Here is a 26401-nt window from a genome sequence, read left to right as displayed (position 1 = left end):
GGAGGGCCGAGATGACGATGCAAGAAACCCTGACGCTGCTGCCGGAATGGCTGATCTGGTGGTTCAACTGGTTGGTCTTTGCTGTGGCCGTCTTGCCGCTGGCGCTGCTGATCTGGCCGCAAAGCCGCAGGGTCGGGGTGATTGCCGTTTTGGCGAGCATCCTGACCGGCGCTGCGGTTTACGGGATGTTTCGGCAGATGGGATACGTCAAACTGCTTGGCCTGCCGCATTTGCTGATCTGGGGCCGCTGGCGGTCTATCTGTTCCGCAAACAGGCAAAAGACGCCATGCCGATTGCCGCGCGTTGGATCATTCGCGTGATTTTGGTGACTTTGCTGATCTCGCTGGCCTTTGATGTGGTCGATGTGCTGGGCTATCTCGCCGGAGAGCGGACACCTTTGGGAGCGGAGGCGTGATGCGGCTGATCGCTGCCTTTGCGCTGCTGCTTTCGGTCGTGGCCTGTGGCACGATTGAAAACGCCAGTGATGGCACGCGGATGCAGGTTCAGGGGCCGTATCTGCTAATTTCTGGCACCATTACTAGCCGTACGCCTGCGACTTTCGCGCGCCATCTGGCCGAGAACCGGCGAATTGATACGGTGGTACTGGGGCAGATCGACGGCTCGATTGATGCCAAGGCGACGCACCGGATGGGGCGTCAGATTCGCGCAGCGGGGCTGGCGACTGAGCTGCGGGCGAATAGTGTGGTTGATTCCGGGGGTGTTGAGTTGTTCATCGCCGGGGCTGAACGGCGTATGGCACCGGCGGCGGCATTGCGCGTGCACAGCTGGCGCAATGGTTACCGCGAAGGCAGCAGCTACCCACGGCAATCGCCCAAACACCAGATGACACGGCGCTATATGGCCGAGATGCTAGGCAATGACGGCTTTTACTGGTTTACCTTGCAGGCCGCGCCATCTGACGGGATACACAGGATGACAGCGGATGAAATTCGCCGCTACGGGCTGCTGACGCGGCCCTGACTGATAGAATAAAGGAAGAGACATGTTCGATCTTACAGGAAAGAATGCCCTGATCACTGGCGCTTCGGGCGGCATTGGCGCGGATATCGCCCGCAAATTGCATGCCCAAGGCGCGACCGTCGGGCTGTCGGGCACGCGGACCGAACCGTTGGAGGCGCTGAAGGCCGAATTGGGCGAGCGGGCGCATGTGCTGCCTTGTAACCTGAGCGACATGGAAGCCGTCGATGCCCTGCCGAAACAAGCGGCTGAGGCGATGGGCTCGGTCGACATTCTGGTGAACAACGCCGGGATCACGCGCGATAACTTGTTCATGCGCATGTCGGATGATGAATGGAATTCGGTGCTGAATGTGAACCTGACCGCGACGTTTAAGCTGTGCAAAGGCGTGATGCGCGGGATGATGAAGGCGCGTTGGGGCCGGATCGTGAATATCTCAAGCGTGGTGGGGGCCACGGGCAACCCCGGTCAAGCAAACTATGCGGCCTCCAAAGCGGGTGTTGTGGGCATGTCCAAGTCGCTGGCCTATGAGGTGGCAAGCCGTGGGATCACGGTGAATGCCGTGGCACCGGGCTTTATCACCACCGCCATGACAGACAAGCTGACGGACGAGCAAAAGTCTGGAATCATGGGGCAAATTCCCGCCGGTCGCATGGGCGATCCGGATGAGATCGCCGCCGCCGTGGTCTATCTTTCCAGTGCCGAGGCCGCTTATGTGACAGGGACCACCTTGCATGTGAACGGCGGTATGGCCATGTTGTGACCCTGCGCTGCAATAGCGTTTGCCAAGCCTTCGGCATGTGCTAAAGGGGGCGCAGAATCGAAACGAAGGGTGCTTGATTGCCCCCTCCGCCTTGTGCGAACAAGGAAAATAGCCGCCCCTTTTGGGGCATCCTCCAAACGCTGATCATCGGCGGGCGGAAACCAAAAGGGGCCTGAATGGCCCGAAGACATGAGGACTTATTATGAGCGACGTCGCAGACCGCGTGAAAAAGATCGTTGTAGAACACCTGAGCGTGGAAGAGGACAAAGTGACTGAGAATGCGTCGTTCATCGACGATCTCGGCGCTGACAGCCTTGACACAGTGGAACTGGTGATGGCGTTCGAAGAAGAGTTCGGCATCGAGATCCCCGATGACGCCGCTGAGAACATCCAGACCGTTGGCGATGCGGTCAAGTTCATCAAAGAAGCCTCCTAAGGCTTTGCCGGGCAACCGGCAGAATTGAGATTTGAAAGCGGCGTTGTTCCTAGCGGAATGACGCCGTTTTTATTTGCCGCAACGGGCTGGGCTTGTCCCTCTGGTGCTGAGGCCGCATGTCTTCGCCAAGAAGTTTCAAGTGTGAAGGCAATTCACCCCATGTCCCGAACGATCCCGACCATCAACACAGCCAGACTGACCCTGCGTGCCATGCGGGCCGAGGATTTTGAGCGTTACGCCGAGATCTGGGCGATGCCAGGTGTGGCGGACCGGATACTTGATCGGCCTCGGGCGAAGGCGCAATCTTGGGACGCCTTCCTGCGCAATGCAGGCCATTGGCAGATCACGGGATTTGGGCAGTGGGCGGTGCAACTTCATCGGCAGAGAGAGATGTTGGGCCAAACCGGTTTCGTCTTTGGCTCGCGCAATTTTGGTGAGGATTTCGATACTTACCCCGAAGCGCGACTGGTCTTGGCCCCACAGGCACAGGATCAGCGTTTAGGGGTTGAAGCAGCGCGGGCGGCGCATGAGTGGTTTGATCGGGTCATCACGGGGCGGACGGTTTGTGTGATCTCTGCCAAGAACGAAGCGGCATTGCGGATCGCGGGCGCGCTTGGATATCAGCCGCTACGTGAGGCAAGCACTGAGGGCGGCCCTGTACATTTGTTAACCCGGCGCGGCCCGCCGGGGTGAGCCTGCCGCAATCCCGTCATTCGGGGCAATAGCCGCGTGAATCAGAGGATCGGCATTTTTGTGCTATGCCTGCGGACCACCGCCGATATGCTTGTGCCTACAGGCTTTTGCAGGGTAAGAGGTTCGCCGAGAGATTATCGGCAAGGGGCACTAAGATGCGCAGAGTTGTAGTAACGGGTTTGGGTTTGGTTACCCCCTCGCGGACGGCGTGGAAGAAAGCTGGAAACGGATCCTTGATGGGCAATCCGGGGCCGGACCGATCACCGGCTTTGATCCCAGCAAATTGGTGACCCAATACGCCTGCGAAGTGCCTTTGGGCGATGGCAGCGATGGCACCTTTGACGCAAACAAATACATGGAGCCGAAAGAGCAGCGGAAGGTAGATACCTTCATTCTGTTCGGCATGGCCGCCGCCCAGCAGGCGGTTGAGGATTCGGGTTGGTTGCCAACCGAGAAGGAAGATCAAGAGCGCACCGGCGTGTTGATCGGCTCGGGCATCGGCGGGTTGAACTCCATTGCCAATACCGCCGTGATGATGGCCGAAAAGGGTCCGCGCCGCGTGAGCCCGTTCTTCGTGCCCGGCGCGTTGATCAACCTGATCTCGGGTCAGGTCTCGATCCGCTACGGTTTCAAGGGGCCGAACCATTCGGTCGTGACCGCCTGCTCCACCGGGGCGCATGCCATCGGTGATGCGGCGCGTCTGATTAAATACGGCGATGCGGATGTGATGATTGCAGGCGGCGCAGAGGCGGCGATTTGTGAGATTGGGATGGCGGGTTTCAACGCTTGTAAGGCGCTGTCGACCAAACGCGGCGACGACCCCAAGAAAGCCAGCCGCCCCTATGACATAGACCGTGACGGTTTCGTTATGGGCGAGGGCGCGGGCATCGTGGTGCTGGAAGAGTATGAGCACGCCAAGGCGCGCGGTGCAAAAATCTATGCCGAAGTGCTGGGCTATGGCCTGTCGGGCGACGCGCATCACATCACGGCTCCATCGGAAGACGGCGAAGGTGGCGAACGTTCCATGCGTGCGGCGCTGAAGAACGCGGGTCTTGAGCCAGCGGATGTGGATTACATCAACGCGCATGGCACCTCGACCATGGCCGACACCATCGAGTTGGGAGCGGTTGAGCGTTTGATGGGCGATGCGGCGGACAAGGTCACCATGTCCTCTACCAAATCCGCGACAGGACACCTTTTGGGGGCTGCTGGCGCGATTGAGGCGATTTTCTGCATGCTCGCGATCCGCGATCAGGTGGCACCGCCGACCATCAACCTTGATAACCCAGCGGTTGAGACACCGATTGATCTGGCGCCGAACAAAAAGGTCGAGCGCAAGATCGACGTGGCGCTGAGCAATTCGTTCGGCTTTGGCGGCACAAACGCATCGGTACTGTTTGGGAAAGTCCGCTAAATGTGGCGTCATATCGCTTCTAACGCCGTGACGTTTCTGTTGGTCGGCCTGTTTCTGCTTGGGGGGATCATCCTCTGGGGCAAGACGACCTATGTCTCCGAAGGGCCATTGGAGCAGGCGATCTGTGTGCAGGTCGAGCGCGGCTCGAACATGCGGCAGGTCAGCCAGAGCCTTGAGGAACAGGGCGCGGTCTCTTCGCCCGCGCTCTTTCGCATGGGCGCGGATTACGAGGAGAAGTCGAGCAGCCTGAAAGCGGGCAGCTTTCTTGTGCAGCCCGGCACGTCGATGCAGGGGATCGTGGATATCGTGACCCAAGGCGGGGCCAGCACCTGCGGCACCGAGGTTGTGTACCGCGTGGGCGTGAACCGCGTAAGCGTGCAGGTCCGCGAGTTGGACCCGGTCACAAGCCGGTTTGTTGAGCGCGCGGAGTTCACGCCGGGTGAGGAAGAGACCCCTGAGGCATACTCCGAAATCTCTAGCAAGAACGACACGCGGTTTCGGGTGGCATTGGCCGAGGGCGTGACAAGCTGGCAGGTTGTCGAAGCGCTGAAACAGGTCGAGCAATTGACCGGTGAGGTTGAAGACCTCCCCGCTGAGGGCAGCCTTGCGCCAGACAGTTATGAAGTGCGTCCCGGTGATGACCGCGCCGAGGTGATCGCGCGGATGACGGCAGCGCAGCGGGTGCTGTTGGCGCAGGCCTTTGAAGCGCGCGACCCTGATCTGCCCATTGAGACGCCGGAGGAACTGTTGATCCTTGCCTCGATCATCGAAAAGGAAACCGGTGTGGCGGCGGAGCGTGAGCAGGTGGCGAGCGTTTTCGTGAACCGTCTGAACCAAGGCATGCGTCTGCAAACGGACCCGACGGTAATCTATGGTGTGACCGAGGGTAAGGGCGTGTTGGGCCGCGGTTTGCGCCGCTCTGAGCTGCGGGCAGAGACGCCGTGGAACACCTATGTAATCAACGGTCTGCCGCCGACCCCTATTGCCAACCCAGGCCGTGCAAGCTTGATGGCTGCGGCGCAACCGGCGGAGACGGATTTCGTCTTCTTCGTGGCGGATGGCACCGGGGGGCACGCTTTTGCCGAGACCTTGGATGAGCATAACCGCAACGTGGCGCGTTGGCGTCAGATCGAGGCGGAGCGCGGCGCGGAAGCGGCGGGGAATGCCTCAACAGGTGGTAACTGAAACGACTAGAGACCCCGCTGGAGACAGCGGGGTTTTTGCTTGCCGATGGGGGTCTCCGCGCGGCGGCGTAAGGTCTTGTTAACACAGTTTTTCTTGACTTTGCGCACGGCCTGACGTAGAACTTATGACACGCTAGAAGACATGGGCGAACGGCCCCGGGGTGACCCGGTGGTCGTTTTTTTGTGCCTGCTCGGTTGGGGAAAACCAACGAGAGGTAAAGCGATGACGATAATTACCCCGGAGCAAGAAACGGAAGACAGCGCGGAAATTCTGCGCGGTCTCCAAGAAGCAATCGGCGCACTGCGTCGGGAAATCGAAGGTCTGACGGAACAGACCCGGTCCGGGGGGAACTCAAGGAAACTGCGGTGTCTGGCAACACGTCCAAAGTGGCGGGATTGCTGGCGCATTGCCTGAAAGCGGAGAACACGCTGAATGACTGTCGAAACCGACAAGCTGGAATCGCGCGCGGGGGCTATGCCCTCGACATGGATAAAGCGCGGGCTGACATCGGGTGCAAGCTGGATCGCCTGCGCCGATGCTCTGACCCAGGCGCAGTTTCTGAATGACCTAGATGAGGGAGAGCTTCTGGCTCTCCCTTTTTGTTCGAGTTCTGGGCCTTGGACCATCAGATGCCGCCTGAGGGGGATTGGCGGACATGGGTGATCATGGGCGGGCGCGGTGCGGGCAAGACCCGTGCCGGGGCGGAATGGGTGCGTAGCAAGGTTGAGGGGAGCCGTCCGTTGGATGCGGGCGCGTGTAGCCGCGTGGCGCTGGTGGGGGAGACCATTGAGCAGGTGCGCGAGGTGATGATTTTTGGCGACAGCGGGATACTGGCCTGTAGCCCACCGGATCGGCGGCCCGATTGGGAGGCGACGCGCAAGCGCTTGATTTGGCCCAACGGGGCGATTGCCACGGTGCATACGGCGCATGACCCCGAAGGGCTGCGCGGGCCGCAGTTTGATGCGGCTTGGGTGGATGAACTGGCGAAATGGAAGCGCGGGCAGGAGGCTTGGGACCAGTTGCAGTTTGCGCTGCGTTTGGGCGATCGGCCTCAGGTCTGTGTGACGACGACGCCGCGCAATGTGGATGTGTTGAAGGCGCTCTTGGCCGCGCCTTCGACGGTGACGACCCATGCGCCGACCGAAGCGAATGCGGCGAACTTGGCAGGGTCTTTCCTTGAAGAAGTGCGGGCGCGCTATCGCGGGACGCGGCTGGGGCGGCAGGAGTTGGATGGGGTTTTGCTGGCGGATGCAGAGGGGGCGCTGTGGACCTCTTCTTTGCTGGAGGCGGGGCGGGTGCGAGAGGTGCCGGATCTGGACCGGATCGTGGTGGGTTTGGACCCGGCGACGACGAGTGGGGCGGGCTCGGATGAGTGCGGGATCGTTGCGGTGGGCGCGCAGACCAAGGGGCCGCCGCAGGATTGGCGGGCAGTGGTCTTGGCTGATTGCACGGTGCAGGGGGCCACGCCCAATGGCTGGGCGCAGGCGGCGATTGCGGCGATGACGCGCTATGGGGCGGACCGTTTGGTGGCCGAGGTAAACCAAGGGGGCAGTTGGTTTCCGAGGTGCTGCGGCAAGTTGATCCGCTGGTATCGCTTAAGACGGTGCATGCGGCGCGGGGCAAGGTCGCGCGGGCAGAGCCGGTGGCGGCGCTTTATGAGCAGGGGCGGGTGAGCCATTTGCCGGGTCTGGATGCATTGGAGGATCAGATGTGTCTGATGACCGCGCGGGGCTATGAGGGCAAGGGCAGCCCGGACCGGGTCGATGCGCTGGTCTGGGCACTGCATGAGCTGATGATCGAGCCTGCATCGCAGTGGCGCAGCCCGGGGGTGCGGAGCCTGTAAGGCGGGCGTTGCGCAGGGGAGCGTGCGGTCGGTTACCCGGCCGTTAAGACTTAATTGAGAAAGTCTGACAACGCCGAGCAGCATGGGGCACAGGCCGCAGCCAAGGCCGAGCAGAATGAGGAGCGACAGATGGTATTCGATTTTCTACGGCGCGGCGCGGCTGAGACCGTTGAGCAGAAAGCTTCGGCGACCGGGCCGGTCGTGGCCTATCAAACCTCTGGTCGTGTCGCCTGGAGCCCGCGGGACAGTGTGAGCCTGACGCGCTCGGGCTTTTGCGGCAATCCGGTGGGGTTTCGCTCGGTCAAGTTGATTGCCGAGGCGGCGGCGGCGCTGCCGCTGGTCGTGCAGGACGCGGCGCGGCGCTATGATGAACACCCGCTGATGGAATTGATGCGCCGCCCGAATGCGGGGCAAGGCCGGGCAGAGTTGCTTGAGGCGCTGTATGGTCAGATGCTGTTGAGCGGCGATGGCTATGTCGAAGCGGTGGGCGGCGAGGGGGGGGCGGTCGAGCTGCATGTGCTGCGCTCAGATCGGATGAGCGTGGTGCCGGGGGCGGATGGTTGGCCGGTGGCTTATGAATATGCGGTGGGCGGGCGCAAGCATCGCTTTGACGCCAGCGGGACGGTGACGCCAGTTTGTCATATTCGGAATTTTCACCCGCAGGACGATCACTATGGCTTTAGCCCGATGCAGGCGGCGGCGATGGCGATGGATGTGCATAACGCCGCGAGCCGTTGGTCGAAGGCGCTGCTCGATAACGCGGCGCGGCCATCGGGGGCGATTGTCTATTGCGGGGCCGAGGGGCAGGGCAAGCTGAGTGAGGATCAGTATGATCGGCTGGTGAGCGAGATGGAAAGCCATCATCAGGGCGCGCGCAATGCGGGGCGACCGATGTTGCTGGAAGGTGGGCTTGATTGGAAGCCGATGGGGTTTTCGCCCTCGGACATGGAGTTTCAGAAAACCAAGGAGAGTGCGGCGCGTGAAATTGCGCTCGCCTTTGGGGTGCCGCCGATGCTGATCGGGGTGCAGGGGGATGCGACCTATGCCAATTATCAGGAGGCGCACCGGGCATTCTATCGTCTGACCGTTCTGCCGCTGGCGACACGGGTGACGGCTGCGCTGGCGGAGTGGTTAAGCGGGTATCTGGGCGAGACGGTGAGTTTGAAGCCGGACTTGGACCAAGTGCCGGCCTTGGCGGCCGAGAGGGATGCGCAATGGTCGCGGGTCTCGGCAGCGGCGTTCTTGAGCGATGCGGAAAAGCGCGCCCTGTTGGGGCTGCCTGCGGTGGCGAATGATGCCTGAATTGCGCGAGATCGAGCGGTTCGAATGCGCGCCGGGATTGCGGCTTCAGGCGCATGAGACGCTGAGCGCGGTACACCGCGAGAACATGCAAAAGCGTCTCGACCGGATCGAGCAGATGATGGAACGGCTGGAACGGCGCTTGTGGTTGACGGTTTACGGCGTGGTCGCGGTGATCTTGGCGCAGGCGGTGCAATCTTTTCTGGTGGTGGCGCCGTAGCGGGCTGAAAAAGAGGAAATAACAATGGGTTATCAGATGATGAACTTCGGCGCTTTGCCGGAGAACGGGGAAGGTCTGTGTGCTGGGGCCGCTTTGGAACATAAGTTCGCCCGTTTCGGCACGGTGGCTGAGGTGGAAGGCGGGCTGGAGATCAGCGGATACGCCAGCCTTTTTGGTGCGGTGGATCAGGGGGCGACGTGGTGGAAGCCGGCGCCTATGCGGCGAGCCTTGCCCAAGTCACGAAAGCCGGGCGCAGCGTCAAAATGCTGTGGCAGCATGATCCCGGCCAGCCCATCGGGGTCTGGGACGAGGTGCATGAAGATGGCCGGGGCCTGTGGGTCAAGGGGCGCATCCTGAGCAGTGTTGCCAAGGGGCGGGAAGCGGCCGCGTTGATTGAGGCGGGAGCCATCGACGGGCTCAGCATCGGCTACCGCACCGTGAAGGCGGGCAAGAATACCAAGGGGCAACGGCTGCTGACGGAGTTGGAGCTTTGGGAGGTGTCTTTGGTGACCTTTCCGATGCTGCCCTCGGCGCGGGTGGGGTCCAAGGGGGATTTCAAGGCTGTGGTTGATGTTCTGCGGGACATGGCGGCGGCCTTTGACGCGGCGCGGCGCGATATGGCGCGCGGCTGAGCCTGAGTTTGACTGAGCAAGATCAGAGGAAAAGCAATGACCAAGAGCGAGATGAGCACAAAGGCGGGCGAAGACCTGTCCCCGGCGGAGGAAGTGCGGCAGGCCGTGAGCGGTTTTGTCAGTGACTTCAACGGCTTTCGGGCCGAGATCAATACGAAACTTCAACAATCAGAAGAGCGAATTGCCATGATGGACCGCAAGATGACCCTGCCTGCCCGCAGCCCTTTGGGCGGCGCGATTGAGCAAGATGCACCGCATAAGAAAGCCTTTGACGCCTATCTGCGCAATGGCGATGACGATGGGCTGCGGGGGCTGGAACTGGACGGCAAATCGATGTCGACGGCGGTGAACTCGGATGGCGGCTATCTGGTGGATCCGCAGACATCGGAGCGGGTGCAATCGGTGCTGAATTCCGGCGCATCGATCCGCGCGATTGCGGCGGTGGTGCAGGTCGAGGCCACGTCTTATGACGTGCTGGTCGATCATGCCGATGTGGGGGCGGGCTGGGCCACCGAAAGTGGTGCGCAGGCCGAGACGGACACGCCGCAGATCGACCGGATCACCGTGCCGCTGCATGAGTTGAGCGCCCTGCCCAAGGCAAGCCAACGGCTGCTGGACGACAGCGCCTTTGATATCGAAGGCTGGCTGGCGGGCCGCATCGCCGACAAATTCGCACGGGCCGAGGCGGCGGCCTTTGTCAGCGGTGATGGGATCGACAAACCGACCGGTTTTTGAGCCATCCGGCGGTCGATAACGACGTCTGGAGCTGGGGCAATCTGGGCTATGTCCCCAGCGGCACCAACGCCAATCCCGAGGCGGATGCGATCATTGAATTGGTCTACGCCCTTGGCGCGGCTTACCGCAAGAACGCGGTCTTCGTGATGAACTCCAAGACCACGGCCAAGGTGCGCAAGTTGAAAGACACCGACGGGCGCTTTCTGTGGTCGGATGGGCTGGCCGCGGGAGAGCCTGCGCGGTTGATGGGATATCCGGTGCTGGTGGCCGAGGATATGCCCGACCCGGCGACGGATGCGATGGCTATTGCATTTGGTGACTTCTCGGCCGGGTACACGGTGGCTGAGCGCCCCGATCTGCGGATCCTGCGCGATCCCTTCAGCGCCAAGCCGCATGTGCTGTTCTATGCGACCAAACGTGTCGGCGGTGACGTGAGCGATTTCGCGGCGATCAAGCTGATGAAATTCGGCCTGGCGTAAGCCGGTGCCGAAGCCGGGGCCGGGGCAACTTGGCCCCGGTCCGGACGTGCGCCTGCAAGGTTGTGTTGTCTAGCTGCTCCCCTCCGACCGAGCAATGCAACCGGTGCGCGTCCGGGAATAAGCGCATGGCCCCATGGGGCGAGGGAGCGAATTTTGGAGACTTTCGATGATGTTGATCGAAGAGACAAATGTGCCGGATGCGGTCTTGCCGGTTGAGGCCTTCAGAATGCATCTGCGCCTTGGCAGCGGTTTTGGGCAGGACGGCCTTCAGGATCCGATGTTGCGCAGTTTCCTGCGCGCGGCAATCGCGGCGGTGGAGGCGCGGACGGGGAAGGTGTTGATCACCCGGCGTTTTGCCCTGTCGCTGACCTTTTGGCGCGATGCGGCGGCGCAGGTTTTGCCGGTGGCGCCCGTGCAGGAGGTCGCGCGGGTGGCATTGGTCGCGCGTGATGGGGCAGAGACGCTGGTTGACCCCGACCGCTATTGGCTGGAGCGCGATGCGCAAGCGCCGCGGTTGCGCGCCAGCACAGCCGCCTTGCCCCGCATCCCGAGTGCCGGGGCCGCGCTGATCAGTTTCGACGCAGGCATGGCCGCCGATTGGGCCGGACTGCCGGATGATCTGGCCCAAGCGGTGATGCTGCTGGCGGCACATTATTATGAATACCGCGACGATACGGCGCTTGGCGAAGGGTGCATGCCCTTTGGTGTCAGCAGCCTGATTGAGCGCTACCGCCGCGTACGTGTCGGCTTTGGTGGTGCGGCATGAGCCGCCCGAATTTGAACCGCCCGTTGGTCTTGGAAGCCCCAGAACGGGTGAGCGATGGCGCGGGGGGCATACCGAAGTCTGGCAGACTTTGGGCACCCTTTGGGCAGAGGTTCGCGCGCGGACGGGGCGGGAAACCACCGCAGGCGGGGTGGCCGTCAGCCGGATGGGGCTCAAGATCACGGTCCGCGCGGCACCGCAGGGCGCGCCCGACAGGCCGACGCCGGATCAGCGGTTTCGGGAAGGCACGCGGGTTTTCGTGATCCGGGCGGTGGCCGAGAGCGATGCAGGCGGGCGGTATCTGACCTGCTTTGCCGATGAGGAGGTGGCGGTATGACCTACGCGCTTTCAGGGGCTTTGCAGGCGGCGGTCTATGACCTGTTGCAGAGTGATCCGGGGCTCACGGCCATGATCGGCGATGCGGTCTATGACGCGGTGCCGGGGGAGCTTGCCCGAGACCTACGTTCTGCTTGGGCAGGAGATGGCGAAGGATGCGTCTGACCCCGAGGGCGCGGGCGCGGACCACCGCCTCACCCTGTCGGTGATCACCAGCGCGCCTGGGTTCAGCACGGCGAAGGGCTGCGCGGCTGTGATCTGCGATTTGCTGCATGGGGCGCAGCCAGCGCTTAGCCGCGGGCATGTGGTGGATATGGCCTTTCTCAAAGCGACGGCACGGCGGATCGACGGGGCCGCGGGGCGGCAGATCGACCTGCAATTCCGCGCCCGGGTCGCGGATGCGTAAGACTTCAGATTCTAGATTGGTGCGAGGAGATAGAGATGGCAGTGCAAGCGGGCAAAGACCTTTTGGTCAAAGTGGATATGACCAGCGATGGTCAGTTCGAGACGATCGCCGGGCTGAGGGCCAAGCGGGTGAGTTTCAACGCCGAAACGGTGGATGTGACCTCGCTCGATTCAAGCGGGGGTTGGCGGGAGTTGCTGGCGGGCGCGGGGGTACGCTCGGCCGCGATCAGTGGCTCGGGGGTGTTTCGCGATGCGGGCACGGATGAACGGGCGCGGCAGTTGTTCTTTAACGGGCTGACGCCGGATTTTCAGGTCATCATCCCGGATTTCGGTGTGGTGCAGGGGCCGTTTCAGGTCTCTGCCCTTGAATACGCGGGGTCCCTGAATGGGGAGGCCACGTTTGAGTTGAGCCTGCAATCTGCGGGAGAGCTGGTCTTTACCCCCGACGTGGTGGTGTGACCATGGCAAACCCATGGCGCGGCGAGGTGAGCCTGGTGATCGATGGCAAGCGGCATCAGGCGCGGCTGACCCTTGGCGCCTTGGCCGAGTTGGAGGCGACGTTGGAGGCCGACAGCCTTGTGGCCTTGGTGGAGCGGTTTGAAAGCAATCGCTTTTCCAGTCGCGATGTGCTGGCCCTGCTGCTTGCCGGGCTGCGCGGGGGCGGAGCGGTGATGGACGCCGCAACGCTTGAACATGCGCAGATTGAGGGCGGGCCAATGGCGGCGGCACGAGCGGCGGCGGAATTGCTGGCGCGGGCCTTTACGGTGCAGGCGTGAGCACGGCGCAGGGCTTTGACTGGCCCGCCCTGCTGCGGATGGGCCTGTCACGATTGCGCCTGCCGCCGGATCAATTCTGGGCGCTGACGCCGGCGGAGTTGCAGTTGATGCTGGGCCCACCGTCCGCGGCAGCGCCGCTGCTGAGTGAGGGCCTCGCCGCGCTGATGGCCGCCTATCCAGACGAGATGAAAGGGGCCGATGATGGCTGACTTTGATGATTTCGAGAACCTTGAGAGCCGCGCTGACGGGCTGAATGAGACGCTGGCTCAAACCAGCGGTTTGGTTGCCGGGTTCGACGGTGAGTTGCGGCGCATGCGCAGTGCGCTTTCCGCGACGGGCAAAGATGTGGCGACCCTCGAAAAAGGGCTGAGCCGAGGGCTGCGCCGGGCGTTCGACGGGGTAGTTTTTGACGGCGCCAAACTGTCGGACGCGCTGAGCGACTTGGCGCAATCGATGATCCGTACGACCTACAACGCCGCGATGCGCCCGGTGACGGATCACTTCGGCGGGCTGATCAGCGATGGGGTGGGCAGTGTTGTGGAAGGCATTTTGCCCTTCGCCAATGGCGCACCCTTTTCCCAAGGCAAGGTCATGCCGTTTGCGCAGGGCGGGGTGGTGACTTCGGCCACCGCGTTTCCGATGCGCGGCGGCACGGGGCTGATGGGAGAGGCCGGGCCAGAGGCGATCATGCCGCTGGCCCGGGGGCGGATGGCAAGCTGTGGGTGCGCGGCAATGGCGGGGGTGCGACCACCATCGTGATGAACATCACCACGCCCGATGTGCAGGGGTTTCAGCGCAGCCAAAGCCAGATTGCCGCTCAACTAAGCCGCGCTCTCAGCACGGGCAACCGCAACCGATAAGCCGCGCGGCGGTTAAAGGAGCAGATCATGCAATTTCACGATGTCAGATTTCCGCCTTCGCTGAGCTTTGGATCAGTCGGGGGCCGCAGCGGCAGACGGATGTGGTCACGCTGGCCAACGGTTATGAGGAACGCAACACGCCTTGGGCCCATTCTCGGCGGGTCTATGATGCGGGGCTGGGGATGCGCTCTATCGATGACCTTCAGTTGCTGATTGCTTTTTTCGAAGCGCGACTGGGGCAGATGTACGGGTTTCGCTGGAAGGACTGGGCCGACTATAAAACGGGCAAGACGGCGCTTCAGGTGGCCTTTGACGACCAGAGCATCGGTTATGGAGACGGGGTTCGGGCGGCGTTTCAGCTGACCAAGACTTACCGCTCCGGCGCGCATTCCTACCGGCGTCCGATCACCAAACCCGTGGCCGGAACGGTGCGTGTGGGGGTGGAGCAAGACGAGCTGCGCGAGGGTGTCGAATACGAGATCGACGCAAGCACGGGGATTGTAACATTTGCCCATCCGCCGGACCCTGAGATGGAGATCTTCGCGGGCTTCGAGTTCGACGTGCCCGTGCGCTTTGACACGGACCGCATTCTTATCTCGGTCGAGAGTTTTCAGGCCGGGCAGGTGCCCGACGTGCCGGTAATCGAGGTGCGGGTCTGATGGCGGGGCTCAATACAGGGTTTGCAAACCATATTGCGCCCGGTGTGACAACGCTTTGCCATTGCTGGCAGGTGACGCGGGCGGATGGGGCGGTGTTTGCCTTTACCGATCACGATATGCCGCTGGCATTCGCGGGGGTCGCGTTTCGCGCTGATACGGGGCTGAGTGCGCGGGCGCTGGCCCAAACCAGCGGGCTGTCGGTCGACAACACCGAGGCGCTTGGCGCGCTAAGCGATGATGCGATCCGCGAGGATGAGATCGAGCAGGGACGTTTCGATGGGGCCGAGGTTCAGGCGTGGTTGGTGAACTGGGCGGAGCCTGCGCAGCGGGTGCTGCAGTTTCGTGGATCGATCGGCGAGTTGCACCGCACGGGCGGCAGCTTTCGTGCTGAACTGCGCGGGCTGACGGAGCCGCTGAACCGCCCCTTGGGACGGGTCTTTCAAAAGCCCTGTTCGGCGGTTCTGGGGGATGGCGATTGCCGCTTCGATCTCACCACGCCGGGCTATGCCGAGGAACGCGCGGTTGAGACTGTGGCAGAGGCGCAGTGTTTCCGCTGGGCCGCATTCCCGGGATATGATGAGGGCTGGTTCGCCCGTGGGCGGCTTGACGTGTTGGATGGCCCGGCGGCGGGGCTCTGGGGCATAGTCAAACGTGACTACCATGAGGACGGGCAGCGGGTGATCGAGCTTTGGGAGCCGATCCGTGGGGCGGTGGCGGAGGGCACCCGCGTGCGGCTTACGGCAGGCTGCGACAAGCGGATGGAGACCTGCCGGCTAAAATTCAACAACCTGCTGAACTATCAAGGTTTTCCGGATCTGCCGGGTGAGGATTGGATGATGGCCGTCCCGCGCTCAGACGGTGCGAACGCGGGCGGGTCGCGCAGATGAGCGCCGGGGGGAACCGTTGCTGCATGCGGCGCGCGGGTGGATCGGCACGCCTTATGTGCATCAGGCTGCGGCGAAGGGGGCGGGCTGCGACTGCCTCGGCCTCATCCGGGGGCTTTGGCGTGAACGGATGGGGGCTGAACCCGAGGCGGTGCCGCCCTATTCGATGGACTGGTCCGAGCCGCAGGGGGAGGAACAGCTTTGGGCGGCGGCGCTGCGGCATATGGCGGTGAAGAACAGCGGTGCGCCCGCGCCCGGTGATGTGCTGCTATTCCGAATGCGCCACGGCGCTGTGGCAAAACACCTTGGGTTGCAGGCGCGCATCGGCGCCAGTCCCAGTTTTATTCACGCCTATGCACGGCACGGGGTCGTTGAAAGCCCCTTAGCCTGCCATGGCAGCGGCGCATCGTGGCGCGATTTATATTTCCTGAGGAGGTCTCCTGATGGCGACGATTGTTCTTTCGGCAGCGGGTGCCGCGGTTGGTGGCTCCATCGGGGGCACGCTGGCGGGGCTGTCTTCTGTCGCAGTGGGCCGGGCGGTGGGGGCGAGCCTTGGGCGACTGGTCGATCAACGCTTGCTGGGCCAAGGTGGGCAGGCGGTCGAGACCGGCAAGGTCGATCGCTTTCGGCTGACGGGCTCGGGCGAGGGGGCGGCGATCTCGCAGCTTTATGGCCGGATGCGACTGGCTGGGCATGTCATCTGGGCGTCGCAGTTCCAAGAGGTCACCCATGTCAGCGGGGGCGGCAAGGGCGGTCCCCCGACGCCAAAGACGACCGAGTACAGCTATACCGTCAGCCTTGCCATCGCGCTTTGCGAAGGGGAGATCACCAGCGTCGGGCGCATCTGGGCGGATGGGGAAGAGATTGCCCCGGACGATCTGAACATGCGCGTCTACAGGGGCGAGGCGGATCAGCAGCCCGACCCGACCATCGCCGCGATTGAGGGCGCGGACCGGGTGCCAGCCTATCGCGGCACGGCTTATGTGGTGATGGAAGACCTCGCCTTGGCGCAGTTCGGCAACCGCGTGCCGCAGTTCTCTTTCGAGGTTATGCGCCCCGAACAGCCGCAGGCCCCGGGGTGGGAACATGCGCCTGCCTTTGGTGTGCAGGGGGTCGCCTTGATCCCCGGCACGGGAGAATATGCGCTGGCGACCACGCCGGTCCATTATACCGATGGCCCCGGCAGCCGCTGGAGCGCGAATGTGAATTCACCGGCGGCCAAGACTGATTTCTCGGTGTCGCTGGAGACACTGACAGAGGAACTGCCCCGGCTAGAAGCGGCCTCTCTCGTTGTGTCATGGTTCGGCAGCGATCTGCGCTGTGGCGATTGCCGCCTGCGCCCCAAGGTGGAAGATCCGGACATTGACGGGGAGAACATGCCGTGGCGGGTGTCTGGGGTGACGCGCGGCACGGCCGAGGTCATCACCCAGCACGGCGCGCGCCCGATCTATGGCGGCACGCCAGCCGATGCCGCGGTGGTTGAGGCCATTCACGCGCTGAAGGCGGCGGGCAAGGCGGTGATGTTCTACCCGTTCATCTTGATGGATCAGACCGAAGGCAACGGCTTGCCGGACCCCTATAGCGATGCCGAGGATCAACCCCGCTTGCCGTGGCGCGGGCGAATCACCCTTTCGGTCGCACCGGGGCAGCCGGGCAGCCCGGATGGGTCAGCGGCGGCGGCGGCAGAAGTTGCCGCGTTTTTCGGCACAGCCACTGCGGCGGATTTCACGGTGACCGAGGGCGCGGTGAGCTACGATGGCCCAGCGGAATGGACCCTGTCGCGGTTCATCCTGCACTACGCCGCACTCTGCGCCGCGGCGGGCGGGGTCGAAGCCTTTTGCATCTCTTCTGAAATGCGAGGCCTGACCCAGATACGCGCGGCGGGGAATAGCTTCCCTGCGGTCACCGCGCTGCGGGCCTTGGCCGGAGAGGTGCGTGGCTTGCTCGGGCCGGATGCGAAGATCAGCTATGCCGCTGATTGGTCAGAGTATTTTGGCTATCAGCCGCAGGATGGCAGTGGTGATGTTTACTTTCACCTCGATCCGCTGTGGGCCGATCCGCAGATCGATTTCATCGGGATCGACAACTACATGCCGCTGGCCGATTGGCGCGATGAGGAGGGGCATGTCGATGGGGAAGACTGGCCCGCGATTTACGATGTCGGCTATCTAAAATCCAACATCGAAGGCGGTGAGGGGTATGACTGGTACTACCATTCGCCCGAAGCCCGTGCGGCACAGATCCGAACGCCGATCACTGATGGCGCCCATGATGAACCTTGGGTCTATCGTTACAAAGACCTGCGCCGTTGGTGGCAGAACCATCACCATCCGCGCATCGGTGGAGAGCGGCAGGCAGCACCCACGGAATGGCAGCCCATGTCCAAGCCGATCTGGTTCACGGAATACGGCTGTGCCGCCATCGACAAAGGCGCGAACCAACCCAACAAGTTCCTCGATCTGAAAAGCTCGGAAAGCGCCTTGCCGCATCATTCCTCCGGCGCACGGGACGATTTGATGCAGATGCAATATCTGTGCGCGCTGTCGGAATATTGGCGTGATCCAGCGCGCAACCCGATCTCGGACGAATATAGCGCTCCAATGCTGGATATGTCGCGCGCCTTCGTTTGGGCTTGGGACACGCGGCCCTTTCCCTTCTTTCCCAACAATGTCGATCTATGGAGCGATGGGGAGAATTACAGCCGGGGTCATTGGCTGAACGGACGGGTCTCGGCGCGTTCGCTGGCCTCGGTGGTCGGGGAGATTTGCCGCCGTGCGGGTGTGATGCATTTCGATACCTCTCAGCTTTTCGGCTATGTCCGCGGCTACACCGTGGACGTGGTCGGAGAGGCGCGCGCCGCCTTGCAACCTTTGATGCTGCGCTATGGGTTCGACGCGATTGAACGCGATGGGGTTTTGCAGTTTCGGATGCGTGATGGGACGGATGCGGTACCACTTGACCCCGGCAAGCTGGCCATTCACCCCGACCTCGGCGGGCTGACAGAGCAGCAGCGCGAGGCTGAGGCCGAAGTCTCGGGCCGTGTACGGCTGCGGTTCATTCAGGCTGATGCGGATTTCGACGCAATCGCGGAAGAGGCGGTTCTACCGGATGAGGCGACCCATGCGGTCACCGGGACCGAACTGAACATGGCCCTGACCCGGGGCGAGGGGCGGCAAGTAGCCGAGCGCTGGTTGACCGAGGCGCGTGTCGCCCGTGAGACGCTGCGGCTGGCGCTGCCGCCATCGCAGATGGCTATCGGGGCGGGGGATGTGATCGAACTGCCGGGCGATGGCGCGGAGGGGCCTGGGCGCTACCGCATTGACCGCGTCGAACAGGCCGGTTCCCAGCTGATCGATGCCGTACGGATTGAACCCGAAGTCTATGACCCCGCGCCGCTTGAAGAAGAACTGGCGTCTCTGCGGCCTTTCGCGCCGCCGCTGCCGGTCTTGCCCCAGTTCATGGACTTGCCGCTTTTGCGCGGGGATGAGGTGCCCCATGCGCCGCATCTGGCGGTGACGGCAACCCCTTGGCCGGGGTCAGTCGCCGCTTATCGCTCTACGGTTGATGCTGATTATGCGCTCAACGGCGTCGTTTCCAGTCGGTCCATCATGGGGGTCACCCAAACGGCCCTGCGCGCGGCGCGGCCGGGGTGATCGACGCAGGACCGTTGCTGGAAGTCAAACTCAGCAGCGGCAGCCTTGAATCGGTCAGCAAAGAGGCGCTTTTGAATGGGGCGAACCTTGCCGCGATCGGCGATGGAAGCGCGGACCGATGGGAGTTATTTCAATTTCAGGAGGCGCAGCTTGTCGCCCCTGCGACCTATTGGCTGACGGGACGTCTGCGCGGGCAGGCGGGAAGTGATGGGCTGATGCCGGAGGTTTGGCCCGTGGGGTCGCGCTTTGTGCTGATGAATGGGACACCGCAACAGGTCGAGTTCAGCCCGCATCTGCGCCGCGTGGCCCAGCACTACCGCATAGGTCCAGCCCGGCGCCCCGTGGATGATCCGTCCTATCTGCATCAGGTACATGCGTTTGACGGGAATGGCCTGCGGCCCTACAACCCGTGCCATCTGCGGGCCGAGGCGCTGCCCGGTGGTGATATTACCTTTAGCTGGATCCGACGCACGCGGATCGACGGGGAAGCTTGGGACGGGCCAGAAGTGCCGCTTGGCGAAGAAAGTGAGCGGTATCTTTTGCGCGTTTTTGCAGGCGGTCAGCACCTGCGGGACGTACTGCTCGATACGCCCGGGTGGACCTACAGCACTGCGGCACGGGCGGCCGATGCGCTGACCGGGGCGTTTGAGGTAACTGTGGCGCAGGTCTCTGCCAGCTACGGCGCGGGGCTTGCCGCAGGTTTGGTGGTGCCCGGATAGGCCCGCGCGTTATCACGATTTTGAGCATGTGCGGATTTACAAATGGTCCTACGCTATTGCATGAGCTACCCTAGCGGCAGAGTGAAGGAGCCCGTGCCATGGCGCAGACACACAGAAATATCTCGAAAGTGGACCCGGTCTGGGATCAGATTCAGCAAGAAGCTGAGGATGCGGTGCGTGATGAGCCGCTGATCGGCGGCTTTGTTCACGCCTGTATCCTGCACCATAAATCCATCGAGAACGCGCTTTCCTATCGCATCGCTGCGAAGCTGTCGTCGAATGAGATGTCGATGATGGTCGTGCGCGAAATGGTCGAGGAAGCCTATGCCGAAGACCCGGACCTCGTCGCCGCGGCGCGCGCCGATCTGGTGGCGATCTATGACCGTGACCCGGCCTGCCATCGGCTGTTGCAGCCGATCCTGTACTTCAAAGGCTATCAGGCCGTGCAGGCCTACCGGGTTGGTCATTACCTCTATGCCAAGGGCAAACGCGATTTGGCCTATTTCATCCAAATGCGGGTGAGCGAGATTTTCGGCGTGGATATCCACCCGGCGGCCAAAATGGGCAAGGGCATTATGATCGACCACGCGCATTCCATCGTCATCGGTGAGACGGCGGTGGTGGGCGACAACGTCTCGATGCTGCATTCGGTGACCCTTGGCGGCACCGGCAAGGAAGAAGAAGACCGCCACCCCAAAATCGGGAACGGCGTGTTGATTGGCGCAGGCGCAAAGGTGTTGGGCAACATCACCATCGGCCATTGCAGCCGGATCGCCGCGGGCTCGGTCGTGCTGGAGCCTGTGCCTGCCTGCAAAACTGTCGCCGGGATTCCGGCGCGGATCGTGGGAGAGGCGGGCTGCGATCAGCCGTCGATGTCGATGAACCATCTTTTTGGGCCAGACGCCGAGTAGGCGCAGACGCCAGCGTTGCAATAAAAAAGCCGGGGCATGCCCCGGCTTTTTCGTTTCGAGGGTGCGGGCTTTAGGCCAGCATGATCATCGGATTTTCGAGGTTCTCGACAATCGCATTCAACAGCTGCGCACCGAGGGCACCGTCGATCACGCGGTGGTCGACCGACAGGGTCACGGACATGACCGTCGCTGCAGTGATCTCACCATCCTTGCCGATGATCGGCTTTTTGACACCAGCGCCCACGGCAAGGATCGCGCCATGCGGCGGGTTGATGACCGCATCGAAATTGTCGATGCCGAACATTCCCAAATTCGAAATCGCAAAGCTGCCGCCCTGATACTCATGCGGCGCCAGTTTGCGGTCGCGGGCGCGGGTGGCAAGGTCTTTCATCTGCGCCGAGAGGGTCGAGAGCGACTTGGTGTCGGCGTCCTGCAACACGGGGGTGAAGAGACCGCCTTCGATCGCCACGGCCACGGCCACATCCGAGGGTTTCAGCTTGAGGATGCGATCACCGGCCCAGACGGCATTGGCATCCGGCACCGATTGCAGGGCCAGCGCGCAGGCTTTGATGATGAAGTCGTTGACCGAGAGCTTTACACTCCGCGATTCCAACTGCTTGTTCAGATCGCTGCGGAACGAAAGCAGCGCGTCGATCTGAATGTCGCGGCGCAGGTAGAAATGCGGCACGGTTTGTTTGGCCTCGGTAAGGCGCGCGGCGATGGTTTTGCGCATGCCGTTGAGGGTGACTTCCTCGTACTCCCGGCCTTCATACATTTTGGCGACCACATCGGCAGAAGGGCCGGTGGCAGCCGCTTGGGCGACCGGTGCGGCATCTTTGGCAGGAGCGGAGCTCTCGGTTTTTGCCGCTGTCGGCTGGGCGTTTTCGACATCTGCTTTGACGATCCGGCCACGCGGGCCGCTGCCGTCGATCTGCGACAGGTCCAAGCCTTTGTCGGCTGCGATCCGGCGGGCGAGGGGGAGGCAAAGATACGCTCGCCCTTATCGCTTTTCGGGGCGGCGGGGGCTTTGCTGTCGCTATTGCCCTTCGCCTCATTCGCTTCCGTTGCCCCACGGCCATAGCCTGCTTCGGGCGTCTCGGCCTCTGCGGCTTTGGGCGCTTCTTCAGCCTGCTGTTTCTCTTCCTTCGCAGAGCCTCCGGAGCTTTCGATATCGTCGGCGCTTTCGCCTTCTTCGAGCAACACGGCGATTGGGGTGTTGACCTTCACACCCTCGCTGCCTTCCTCGATTAAAATTTTGCCAATGGTGCCTTCGTCTACCGCTTCAAACTCCATCGTCGCTTTGTCGGTCTCGATTTCGGCCAGAATGTCACCGGAGGCGACGGTATCGCCTTCCTTGACTATCCATTTGGCCAGCGTGCCTTCTTCCATTGTAGGGCTGAGGGCGGGCATGAGAATTTCTATGGGCATGATCCGCTCCTTACCGGTAGGTGACTGATTTCACGGCTTCGATCACCTCGTCGGTGGTGACCAGCGCGTGTTTTTCAAGGTTGGCGGCATAGGGCATGGGCACGTCCTTGCCGGTGCAGGTGATGACCGGCGCGTCGAGATAATCGAATGCCTCTTGCATGATCACGCCGCTGATGTAGCCGCCGACCGAGCCTTGCGGCCAGCCTTCTTCGACCGTCACGCAGCGGTTGGTCTTCATCACGGATTTCAGGATCGTGTCGGTGTCCATCGGGCGCAGGGTGCGCAGGTCGATGACCTCGGCCTCGATGCCCTCTGCGGCCAGTTTCTCAGCCGCTTCCAGCGCATAGGTCATGCCAATGCCGAAGCTGACGATGGTCACGTCCGACCCTTCGCGCCAGATGCGAGCCTTGCCGAAGGGCACGGTGTAATCCTCAATATCCGGCACGTCGAAGCTGCGGCCATAGAGGATTTCGTTTTCAAGGAAGATCACCGGGTTCGGGTCACGGATGGCGGTTTTCATCAAGCCTTTATAATCGCTCGCCGAATAGGGCATCGCGACCTTCAGGCCGGGGATCTGCATGAACCACGCGGCATAGTCATGAGAGTGCTGCGCGCCAACGCGGGCGGCGGCACCGTTGGGGCCACGGAAGACCATGGGCGCGCCCATCTGGCCGCCGGACATGTAGAGCGTCTTGGCCGCGGAGTTGATGATCTGATCCATCGCTTGCATGGCGAAGTTGAAGGTCATGAACTCAACAATCGGGCGCAGACCGCCGAAGGCCGCACCAACACCGATCCCGGCAAAGCCATGTTCGGTGATCGGCGTGTCGATCACCCGTTTGGGGCCGAATTCGTCCAACATCCCTTGGGTGATTTTATAGGCGCCTTGGTACTCCGCGACTTCTTCGCCCATGAGGAAGACATCTTCGTCGCGGCGCATCTCTTCGGCCATGGCATCACGCAGCGCTTCGCGGACGGTCTGCTGCTTCATCTCGGTGCCTTCGGGCCAGTCGGGGCTGGTGTCGGGCTCGGGCTGTTTCTTGCCTTCGGCGGGGGTGGCGCGGTCGCTGTCGTCGTTGTAGCCCGACTTGGCTTCGGCGTCGTTGCTTTTGGCCTCGGCGGGGGCGGATTTTGCCGTGTCGATGTCGGAGGCATCTTCGCCTTCTTCCAGCAGCACGGCGATGGCGGTGTTCACCTTGACGCCTTCGGTGCCCTCGCTGATCAGGATCTTGCCGATGGTGCCTTCATCGACGGCTTCAAATTCCATCGTGGCCTTGTCGGTCTCGATTTCAGCCAGAATGTCTCCAGAGGAGACTTCGTCGCCCTCCTTGACCAGCCATTTGGCCAGCGTGCCTTCTTCCATGGTGGGGCTGAGGGCGGGCATGAGAATTTCGGTTGCCATTGCTTCAGGCCTCCTGCGGAACTTCGGTTGCGTAGATATCGGTCCAGAGCTCATCAAGCGCGGGCTCCGGGCTTTCCTTGGCGAAATCGGCGCTCTCGTTCACGATCTTCTTGATCTCTTTGTCGATGGCCTTGAGGTCCTCTTCGCTGGCGTGATTGCCTTCCAGCAACAGGGTGCGGACCGATTCAATCGGGTCACGCTCGTCGCGCATTTTCTGAACCTCTTCACGGGTGCGGTATTTCGCGGGGTCGGACATGGAGTGGCCACGGTAACGGTAGGTCTTGATCTCCAGAATATACGGTCCGTTCTCACGGGCGTGGGCCACGGCCTTTTGACCGGCCTCTTTCACCGCCAGCACGTCCATCCCATCGACGGCCTCACCGGGGATACCAAAGGCTTTGCCGCGCTCCCAAATCTCGGCAGAGGAGGTCGAGCGCTGCTGCGATGTGCCCATGGCGTATTGGTTGTTCTCGATCACAAAGATCACCGGCAGCTTCCAAAGGGCGGCCATGTTAAAGGTCTCATAGACCTGACCTTGGTTCGCCGCACCATCGCCGAAATAGGTGAAAGTGACGCGCCCGTTGCCCTTGTACTGATCGGCAAAGGCCAGCCCCGCGCCGAGCGGCACCTGCGCTGCGACAATGCCGTGGCCGCCGTAAAAATGCTTTTCTTTCGAGAACATATGCATGCTCCCGCCCTTGCCCTTGGAGTAGCCACCCTCGCGGCCCGTCAACTCGGCCATGACGCCGTTCGGGTCCATGCCACAGGCCAGCATATGGCCGTGATCGCGGTAGGAAGTGACGCGCTTGTCGCCTTCTTCGGCGGCGGCCTCAAGGCCGACAACAACAGCTTCTTGCCCAATATAGAGGTGGCAGAACCCCCGATCAGCCCCATGCCGTATAGTTGTCCGGCTTTCTCTTCAAACCGCCGGATCAGCAGCATGTCGCGGTAGTAGCTGGTCAGCTCCTCCGCAGAGACATTGGGTTTCTTGCTCGATTTCCTCGCGGCCATGGACGTCTCCTCCGTCGGCTTTGGTCAGGTGCCAAAAGTAGTTTAGCGTTAAACTATTCCCTAGCGCATTCCGGAATGGATTGCGAGAGACTTTGTGACGTGGCGCGCGCGCCACGGCTGACAAGGCGAAGGAGGCCAGAGATTTTAAGTGATTGCAAGGCCGCAGGCGCGGGGCAGGGCGATCAGGGGCGAAAGGTCAGCGAATGACGATCTCATCGGTGCGGACCATGCCCAGCACCTTGCGCGCGCGTTCGTCCAAGAGATCAAGATCAAGGTAATCGTCCGACAGGCGACGGGTCAGGTTCTCCATCCGCGCAACCTCGGCGCGGACCTCGGCCAGACGGTCGCTCAGCTTTTGGTTCTCGGCCACGATCTCGGTCCGGCGGAACAGGCCGAAATCCCCTTGCACGGCGGCAAAGGTGAAATACAGGCTCAGCGCAAAAGCGATTGCGAAAAACAGCAATGTGCCGAAAGCCGGACGGGTGTTGCGTGTCATGGTTCTGCCTCTGCGTCTCTTGGCGGACGTGACATCAGTATGACACAGGCGATTCGACATGGGAATCCCACAATTGCGGGAAACCCGTTGTTTTTAGCGCGAAATCACGATTTTGCGCGGCTTAGCCGCCCAGAGCAGCAACGCCGGGCAGGGTTTTGCCTTCCATCCACTCAAGGAAAGCGCCCCCGGCGGTTGAGATATAGGTGAAATCATCCGCCACGCCCGCTTGGTTCAGCGCGGCAACCGTGTCACCGCCCCCGGCGACCGAGGTCAGCGTGCCTTCGCGCGTCTTGGCCGCTGCTGCGCGGGCCGCGGCGACGGTGGCGGTATCGAAAGGCGGAATTTCAAAGGCCCCCATCGGCCCATTCCAGATCAAGGTCCGCAGCCCGGCAAAAGCCGTTTCGACCAAGGCGACCGTATCGGGGCCCGCATCCAGCACCATCTGGTCTTTGGCGAGGCTGGCATCGGGGCCGAGCTGGGCCACCTCATGCGCGGCCCCTTTGGCGAACTCACGCGCGACCAGACCGTCAACCGGCAAGATCACCCGGCAGCCCGCCTTTTCGGCCTGCGCCATGATGTCTTTGGCCGTGTCGTAATAATCCGGCTCTTCCAACGACTTGCCCAGATCAGCACCGAGCGCGGCGAGGAAAGTGTTCGCCATGCCGCCGCCGATCACCAGAACATCCAGCCGGTTCACGAGGTTTTCTAAAAGCGCGATTTTGGTCGAGACCTTGGCCCCCCAACGACAGCGCCAACAGGACGCTCAGGCTTAGCGAGGGCTGCCTCAAGCGCCGAGAGTTCCGCCTGCATCAAACGGCCCGCGCAGGCAGGCAACTGCCGCGCCAGCGCCTCGGTCGAGGCATGGGCGCGGTGGGCGGCAGAGAAGGCATCGTTACAATAGATATCGCCAAGCGCGGCCAATTGGCGGGCGAAGCCTTCGTCATTGGCTTCTTCGCCGGGATAAAAGCGGATGTTTTCCATAAGTTGCAGATCGCCCTGCGCCTCGGCAGCGGCATCCAGCGAGGGCACGAAAGCCACATCGCGGCCCAATGCCTTTTCCAGCGCGGGTAGGACTTGTTTCAGGCTCATCTCGTCCACGACTTTGCCCTTGGGCCGTCCGAAATGCGCCAGCAGCGTCACCTTGCCGCCGCGCGACAGGATGTCGGTCACCGTGGGCACGATCCGCTCGATCCGTGTGGCATCGGTAACGCGGCCATCTTCGACCGGTACGTTGATGTCGACGCGCAAAAGCACCCGCTTGCCGTCCAGTTCCATATCGTCCAGTGACTTCCAGCCCATCGGTCTTCTCCCAATCCAATCCGTTGCGCTGTGTTTTGCTGTTATCTTGGCTCAGGTCAATGCGCGGCTTGGCAATCGCGGCCAAGCTCCTTAGGTATCTGGCAAAGACAAACCAAAGGATT

The 26401-nt window shown here is 62.2% G+C and carries 19 protein-coding genes and 12 pseudogenes; 26 read left to right on the top strand and 5 right to left on the bottom strand.

Annotation, left to right across the window (positions count from 1 at the left end; genetic code table 11):
- The first annotated feature begins 11 nt into the window (after positions 1–11).
- The 26 genes and pseudogenes from ACFQAU_RS17335 to cysE all read left to right on the top strand — a co-directional run bounded on the left by ACFQAU_RS17335 (position 12) and on the right by cysE (position 20643).
- Positions 12–320, top strand: coding sequence for a hypothetical protein (locus ACFQAU_RS17335; protein WP_386283672.1), 309 nt, complete (start codon positions 12–14; stop codon positions 318–320).
- Between the two features lie 94 nt (positions 321–414).
- On the top strand, positions 415–981 hold the full coding sequence (locus tag ACFQAU_RS17330; RefSeq protein WP_132443562.1) for a hypothetical protein: 567 nt from the start codon (positions 415–417) through the stop codon (positions 979–981).
- A gap of 22 nt (positions 982–1003) precedes the next feature.
- A complete protein-coding gene (fabG, locus tag ACFQAU_RS17325) occupies positions 1004–1741 on the top strand; it encodes a 3-oxoacyl-[acyl-carrier-protein] reductase (RefSeq protein WP_067626654.1) in 738 nt (245 codons plus the stop codon).
- 202 nt (positions 1742–1943) lie between these two features.
- Positions 1944–2177 carry an acyl carrier protein gene (locus tag ACFQAU_RS17320; RefSeq protein WP_067261852.1) on the top strand — a complete coding sequence of 78 codons (234 nt, stop codon included), beginning with the start codon at positions 1944–1946 and terminating at the stop codon, positions 2175–2177.
- A 159-nt stretch (positions 2178–2336) separates the two neighbouring features.
- Positions 2337–2870, top strand: a complete 534-nt coding sequence (locus ACFQAU_RS17315) for a GNAT family N-acetyltransferase (RefSeq protein WP_132443561.1) — start codon at positions 2337–2339, stop codon at positions 2868–2870.
- A gap of 155 nt (positions 2871–3025) precedes the next feature.
- Positions 3026–4284: pseudogene (gene fabF, locus ACFQAU_RS17310) on the top strand (beta-ketoacyl-ACP synthase II).
- A complete protein-coding gene (mltG, locus tag ACFQAU_RS17305; protein WP_132443559.1) occupies positions 4285–5469 on the top strand; it encodes an endolytic transglycosylase MltG in 1185 nt (394 codons plus the stop codon).
- Positions 5470–5834: 365 nt separating this feature from the next.
- Positions 5835–6035 carry a hypothetical protein gene (locus tag ACFQAU_RS17300; protein WP_386283664.1) on the top strand — a complete coding sequence of 67 codons (201 nt, stop codon included), beginning with the start codon at positions 5835–5837 and terminating at the stop codon, positions 6033–6035.
- A pseudogene (locus ACFQAU_RS17295) lies at positions 5944–7312 on the top strand (DNA-packaging protein). Before ACFQAU_RS17300 ends, ACFQAU_RS17295 begins: the two are co-directional and overlap by 92 nt.
- 129 nt (positions 7313–7441) lie before the next feature.
- Positions 7442–8614: a phage portal protein gene (locus ACFQAU_RS17290; RefSeq protein ID WP_386283661.1), complete on the top strand. Its 1173-nt coding sequence runs from the start codon at positions 7442–7444 to the stop codon at positions 8612–8614.
- Complete coding sequence (locus ACFQAU_RS17285; RefSeq protein WP_386283658.1) at positions 8604–8831, top strand: GTA head formation protein, RCAP_rcc01685 family; 228 nt, start codon at positions 8604–8606, stop codon at positions 8829–8831. Before ACFQAU_RS17290 ends, ACFQAU_RS17285 begins: the two co-directional genes overlap by 11 nt.
- Before the next feature lie 39 nt (positions 8832–8870).
- Positions 8871–9463: pseudogene (locus tag ACFQAU_RS17280) on the top strand (HK97 family phage prohead protease).
- 36 nt (positions 9464–9499) lie between these two features.
- A pseudogene (locus ACFQAU_RS17275) lies at positions 9500–10677 on the top strand (phage major capsid protein).
- Positions 10678–10843: 166 nt separating this feature from the next.
- Positions 10844–11443: a head-tail connector protein gene (locus tag ACFQAU_RS17270; RefSeq protein WP_132443556.1), complete on the top strand. Its 600-nt coding sequence runs from the start codon at positions 10844–10846 to the stop codon at positions 11441–11443.
- Positions 11440–11777: pseudogene (locus tag ACFQAU_RS17265) on the top strand (phage head closure protein). Before ACFQAU_RS17270 ends, ACFQAU_RS17265 begins: the two are co-directional and overlap by 4 nt.
- Entirely contained in the window at positions 11774–11941 is a 168-nt protein-coding gene (locus ACFQAU_RS17260; RefSeq protein ID WP_386283654.1) for a hypothetical protein, read from the top strand. Before ACFQAU_RS17265 ends, ACFQAU_RS17260 begins: the two are co-directional and overlap by 4 nt.
- Positions 11922–12182: a tail completion protein gp17 gene (gene gp17, locus ACFQAU_RS17255; RefSeq protein ID WP_386283651.1), complete on the top strand. Its 261-nt coding sequence runs from the start codon at positions 11922–11924 to the stop codon at positions 12180–12182. The genes ACFQAU_RS17260 and gp17 overlap by 20 nt, the downstream gene beginning before the upstream one ends.
- Before the next feature lie 35 nt (positions 12183–12217).
- Positions 12218–12640 carry a phage major tail protein, TP901-1 family gene (locus ACFQAU_RS17250; RefSeq protein WP_067624345.1) on the top strand — a complete coding sequence of 141 codons (423 nt, stop codon included), beginning with the start codon at positions 12218–12220 and terminating at the stop codon, positions 12638–12640.
- A gap of 2 nt (positions 12641–12642) precedes the next feature.
- Positions 12643–12957, top strand: coding sequence for a gene transfer agent family protein (locus tag ACFQAU_RS17245; RefSeq protein ID WP_067938697.1), 315 nt, complete (start codon positions 12643–12645; stop codon positions 12955–12957).
- Positions 12954–13166: a rcc01693 family protein gene (locus ACFQAU_RS17240; RefSeq protein WP_132443553.1), complete on the top strand. Its 213-nt coding sequence runs from the start codon at positions 12954–12956 to the stop codon at positions 13164–13166. The genes ACFQAU_RS17245 and ACFQAU_RS17240 overlap by 4 nt, the downstream gene beginning before the upstream one ends.
- Positions 13159–13817, top strand: a pseudogene (locus ACFQAU_RS17235) (phage tail tape measure protein). The gene ACFQAU_RS17240 and the pseudogene ACFQAU_RS17235 overlap by 8 nt, the downstream one beginning before the upstream one ends.
- Positions 13818–13844: 27 nt before the next feature.
- Positions 13845–14476: pseudogene (locus ACFQAU_RS17230) on the top strand (phage distal tail protein, Rcc01695 family).
- Positions 14476–15363: a DUF2163 domain-containing protein gene (locus ACFQAU_RS17225; RefSeq protein ID WP_132443550.1), complete on the top strand. Its 888-nt coding sequence runs from the start codon at positions 14476–14478 to the stop codon at positions 15361–15363. Before ACFQAU_RS17230 ends, ACFQAU_RS17225 begins: the two are co-directional and overlap by 1 nt.
- A 16-nt stretch (positions 15364–15379) precedes the next feature.
- A pseudogene (locus ACFQAU_RS17220) lies at positions 15380–15804 on the top strand (NlpC/P60 family protein).
- Positions 15804–19732: pseudogene (locus tag ACFQAU_RS17215) on the top strand (baseplate multidomain protein megatron). The pseudogenes ACFQAU_RS17220 and ACFQAU_RS17215 overlap by 1 nt, the downstream one beginning before the upstream one ends.
- A 98-nt stretch (positions 19733–19830) precedes the next feature.
- Positions 19831–20643: a serine O-acetyltransferase gene (gene cysE, locus ACFQAU_RS17210; protein ID WP_120350884.1), complete on the top strand. Its 813-nt coding sequence runs from the start codon at positions 19831–19833 to the stop codon at positions 20641–20643.
- Positions 20644–20713: 70 nt separating this feature from the next.
- Here cysE and ACFQAU_RS17205 read toward each other — a convergent pair.
- From ACFQAU_RS17205 to ACFQAU_RS17185, 5 genes and pseudogenes are all read right to left on the bottom strand, one after another.
- A pseudogene (locus ACFQAU_RS17205) lies at positions 20714–22071 on the bottom strand (pyruvate dehydrogenase complex dihydrolipoamide acetyltransferase).
- A 10-nt stretch (positions 22072–22081) separates the two neighbouring features.
- Positions 22082–23473: a pyruvate dehydrogenase complex E1 component subunit beta gene (locus ACFQAU_RS17200; protein WP_132443547.1), complete on the bottom strand. Its 1392-nt coding sequence runs from the start codon at positions 23471–23473 to the stop codon at positions 22082–22084.
- A 4-nt stretch (positions 23474–23477) separates the two neighbouring features.
- Positions 23478–24484 (bottom strand): annotated as a pseudogene (gene pdhA / locus ACFQAU_RS17195) (pyruvate dehydrogenase (acetyl-transferring) E1 component subunit alpha).
- A 196-nt stretch (positions 24485–24680) separates the two neighbouring features.
- Positions 24681–24980: an FtsB family cell division protein gene (locus ACFQAU_RS17190; protein ID WP_067265383.1), complete on the bottom strand. Its 300-nt coding sequence runs from the start codon at positions 24978–24980 to the stop codon at positions 24681–24683.
- A 121-nt stretch (positions 24981–25101) separates the two neighbouring features.
- A pseudogene (locus ACFQAU_RS17185) lies at positions 25102–26279 on the bottom strand (phosphoglycerate kinase).
- Between the last annotated feature and the right edge of the window lie 122 nt (positions 26280–26401).

The organism is Sulfitobacter profundi (assembly GCF_042661425.1).
Lineage (GTDB): Bacteria > Pseudomonadota > Alphaproteobacteria > Rhodobacterales > Rhodobacteraceae > Sulfitobacter > Sulfitobacter profundi.
Note: the sequence above shows the minus strand (reverse complement) of the source record. Positions and strands in the feature narration are given on the sequence as shown.

Excerpts from the sequence above, each read along its gene's own strand:
- ACFQAU_RS17330 (WP_132443562.1), top strand. The coding sequence starts at position 415 with ATGCGGCTGATCGCTGCCTTTGCGCTGCTGCTTTCGGTCGTGGCCTGT.
- ACFQAU_RS17190 (WP_067265383.1), bottom strand. The coding sequence starts at position 24,980 with ATGACACGCAACACCCGTCCGGCTTTCGGCACATTGCTGTTTTTCGCA.
- ACFQAU_RS17290 (WP_386283661.1), top strand. The coding sequence starts at position 7,442 with ATGGTATTCGATTTTCTACGGCGCGGCGCGGCTGAGACCGTTGAGCAG.
- ACFQAU_RS17200 (WP_132443547.1), bottom strand. The coding sequence starts at position 23,473 with ATGGCAACCGAAATTCTCATGCCCGCCCTCAGCCCCACCATGGAAGAA.
- ACFQAU_RS17285 (WP_386283658.1), top strand. The coding sequence starts at position 8,604 with ATGATGCCTGAATTGCGCGAGATCGAGCGGTTCGAATGCGCGCCGGGA.
- ACFQAU_RS17270 (WP_132443556.1), top strand. The coding sequence starts at position 10,844 with ATGATGTTGATCGAAGAGACAAATGTGCCGGATGCGGTCTTGCCGGTT.
- ACFQAU_RS17245 (WP_067938697.1), top strand. The coding sequence starts at position 12,643 with ATGGCAAACCCATGGCGCGGCGAGGTGAGCCTGGTGATCGATGGCAAG.
- gp17 (WP_386283651.1), top strand. The coding sequence starts at position 11,922 with ATGGCGAAGGATGCGTCTGACCCCGAGGGCGCGGGCGCGGACCACCGC.
- ACFQAU_RS17225 (WP_132443550.1), top strand. The coding sequence starts at position 14,476 with ATGGCGGGGCTCAATACAGGGTTTGCAAACCATATTGCGCCCGGTGTG.
- cysE (WP_120350884.1), top strand. The coding sequence starts at position 19,831 with ATGGCGCAGACACACAGAAATATCTCGAAAGTGGACCCGGTCTGGGAT.
- ACFQAU_RS17320 (WP_067261852.1), top strand. The coding sequence starts at position 1,944 with ATGAGCGACGTCGCAGACCGCGTGAAAAAGATCGTTGTAGAACACCTG.
- fabG (WP_067626654.1), top strand. The coding sequence starts at position 1,004 with ATGTTCGATCTTACAGGAAAGAATGCCCTGATCACTGGCGCTTCGGGC.
- ACFQAU_RS17250 (WP_067624345.1), top strand. The coding sequence starts at position 12,218 with ATGGCAGTGCAAGCGGGCAAAGACCTTTTGGTCAAAGTGGATATGACC.
- mltG (WP_132443559.1), top strand. The coding sequence starts at position 4,285 with ATGTGGCGTCATATCGCTTCTAACGCCGTGACGTTTCTGTTGGTCGGC.
- ACFQAU_RS17335 (WP_386283672.1), top strand. The coding sequence starts at position 12 with ATGACGATGCAAGAAACCCTGACGCTGCTGCCGGAATGGCTGATCTGG.
- ACFQAU_RS17315 (WP_132443561.1), top strand. The coding sequence starts at position 2,337 with ATGTCCCGAACGATCCCGACCATCAACACAGCCAGACTGACCCTGCGT.
- ACFQAU_RS17260 (WP_386283654.1), top strand. The coding sequence starts at position 11,774 with ATGACCTACGCGCTTTCAGGGGCTTTGCAGGCGGCGGTCTATGACCTG.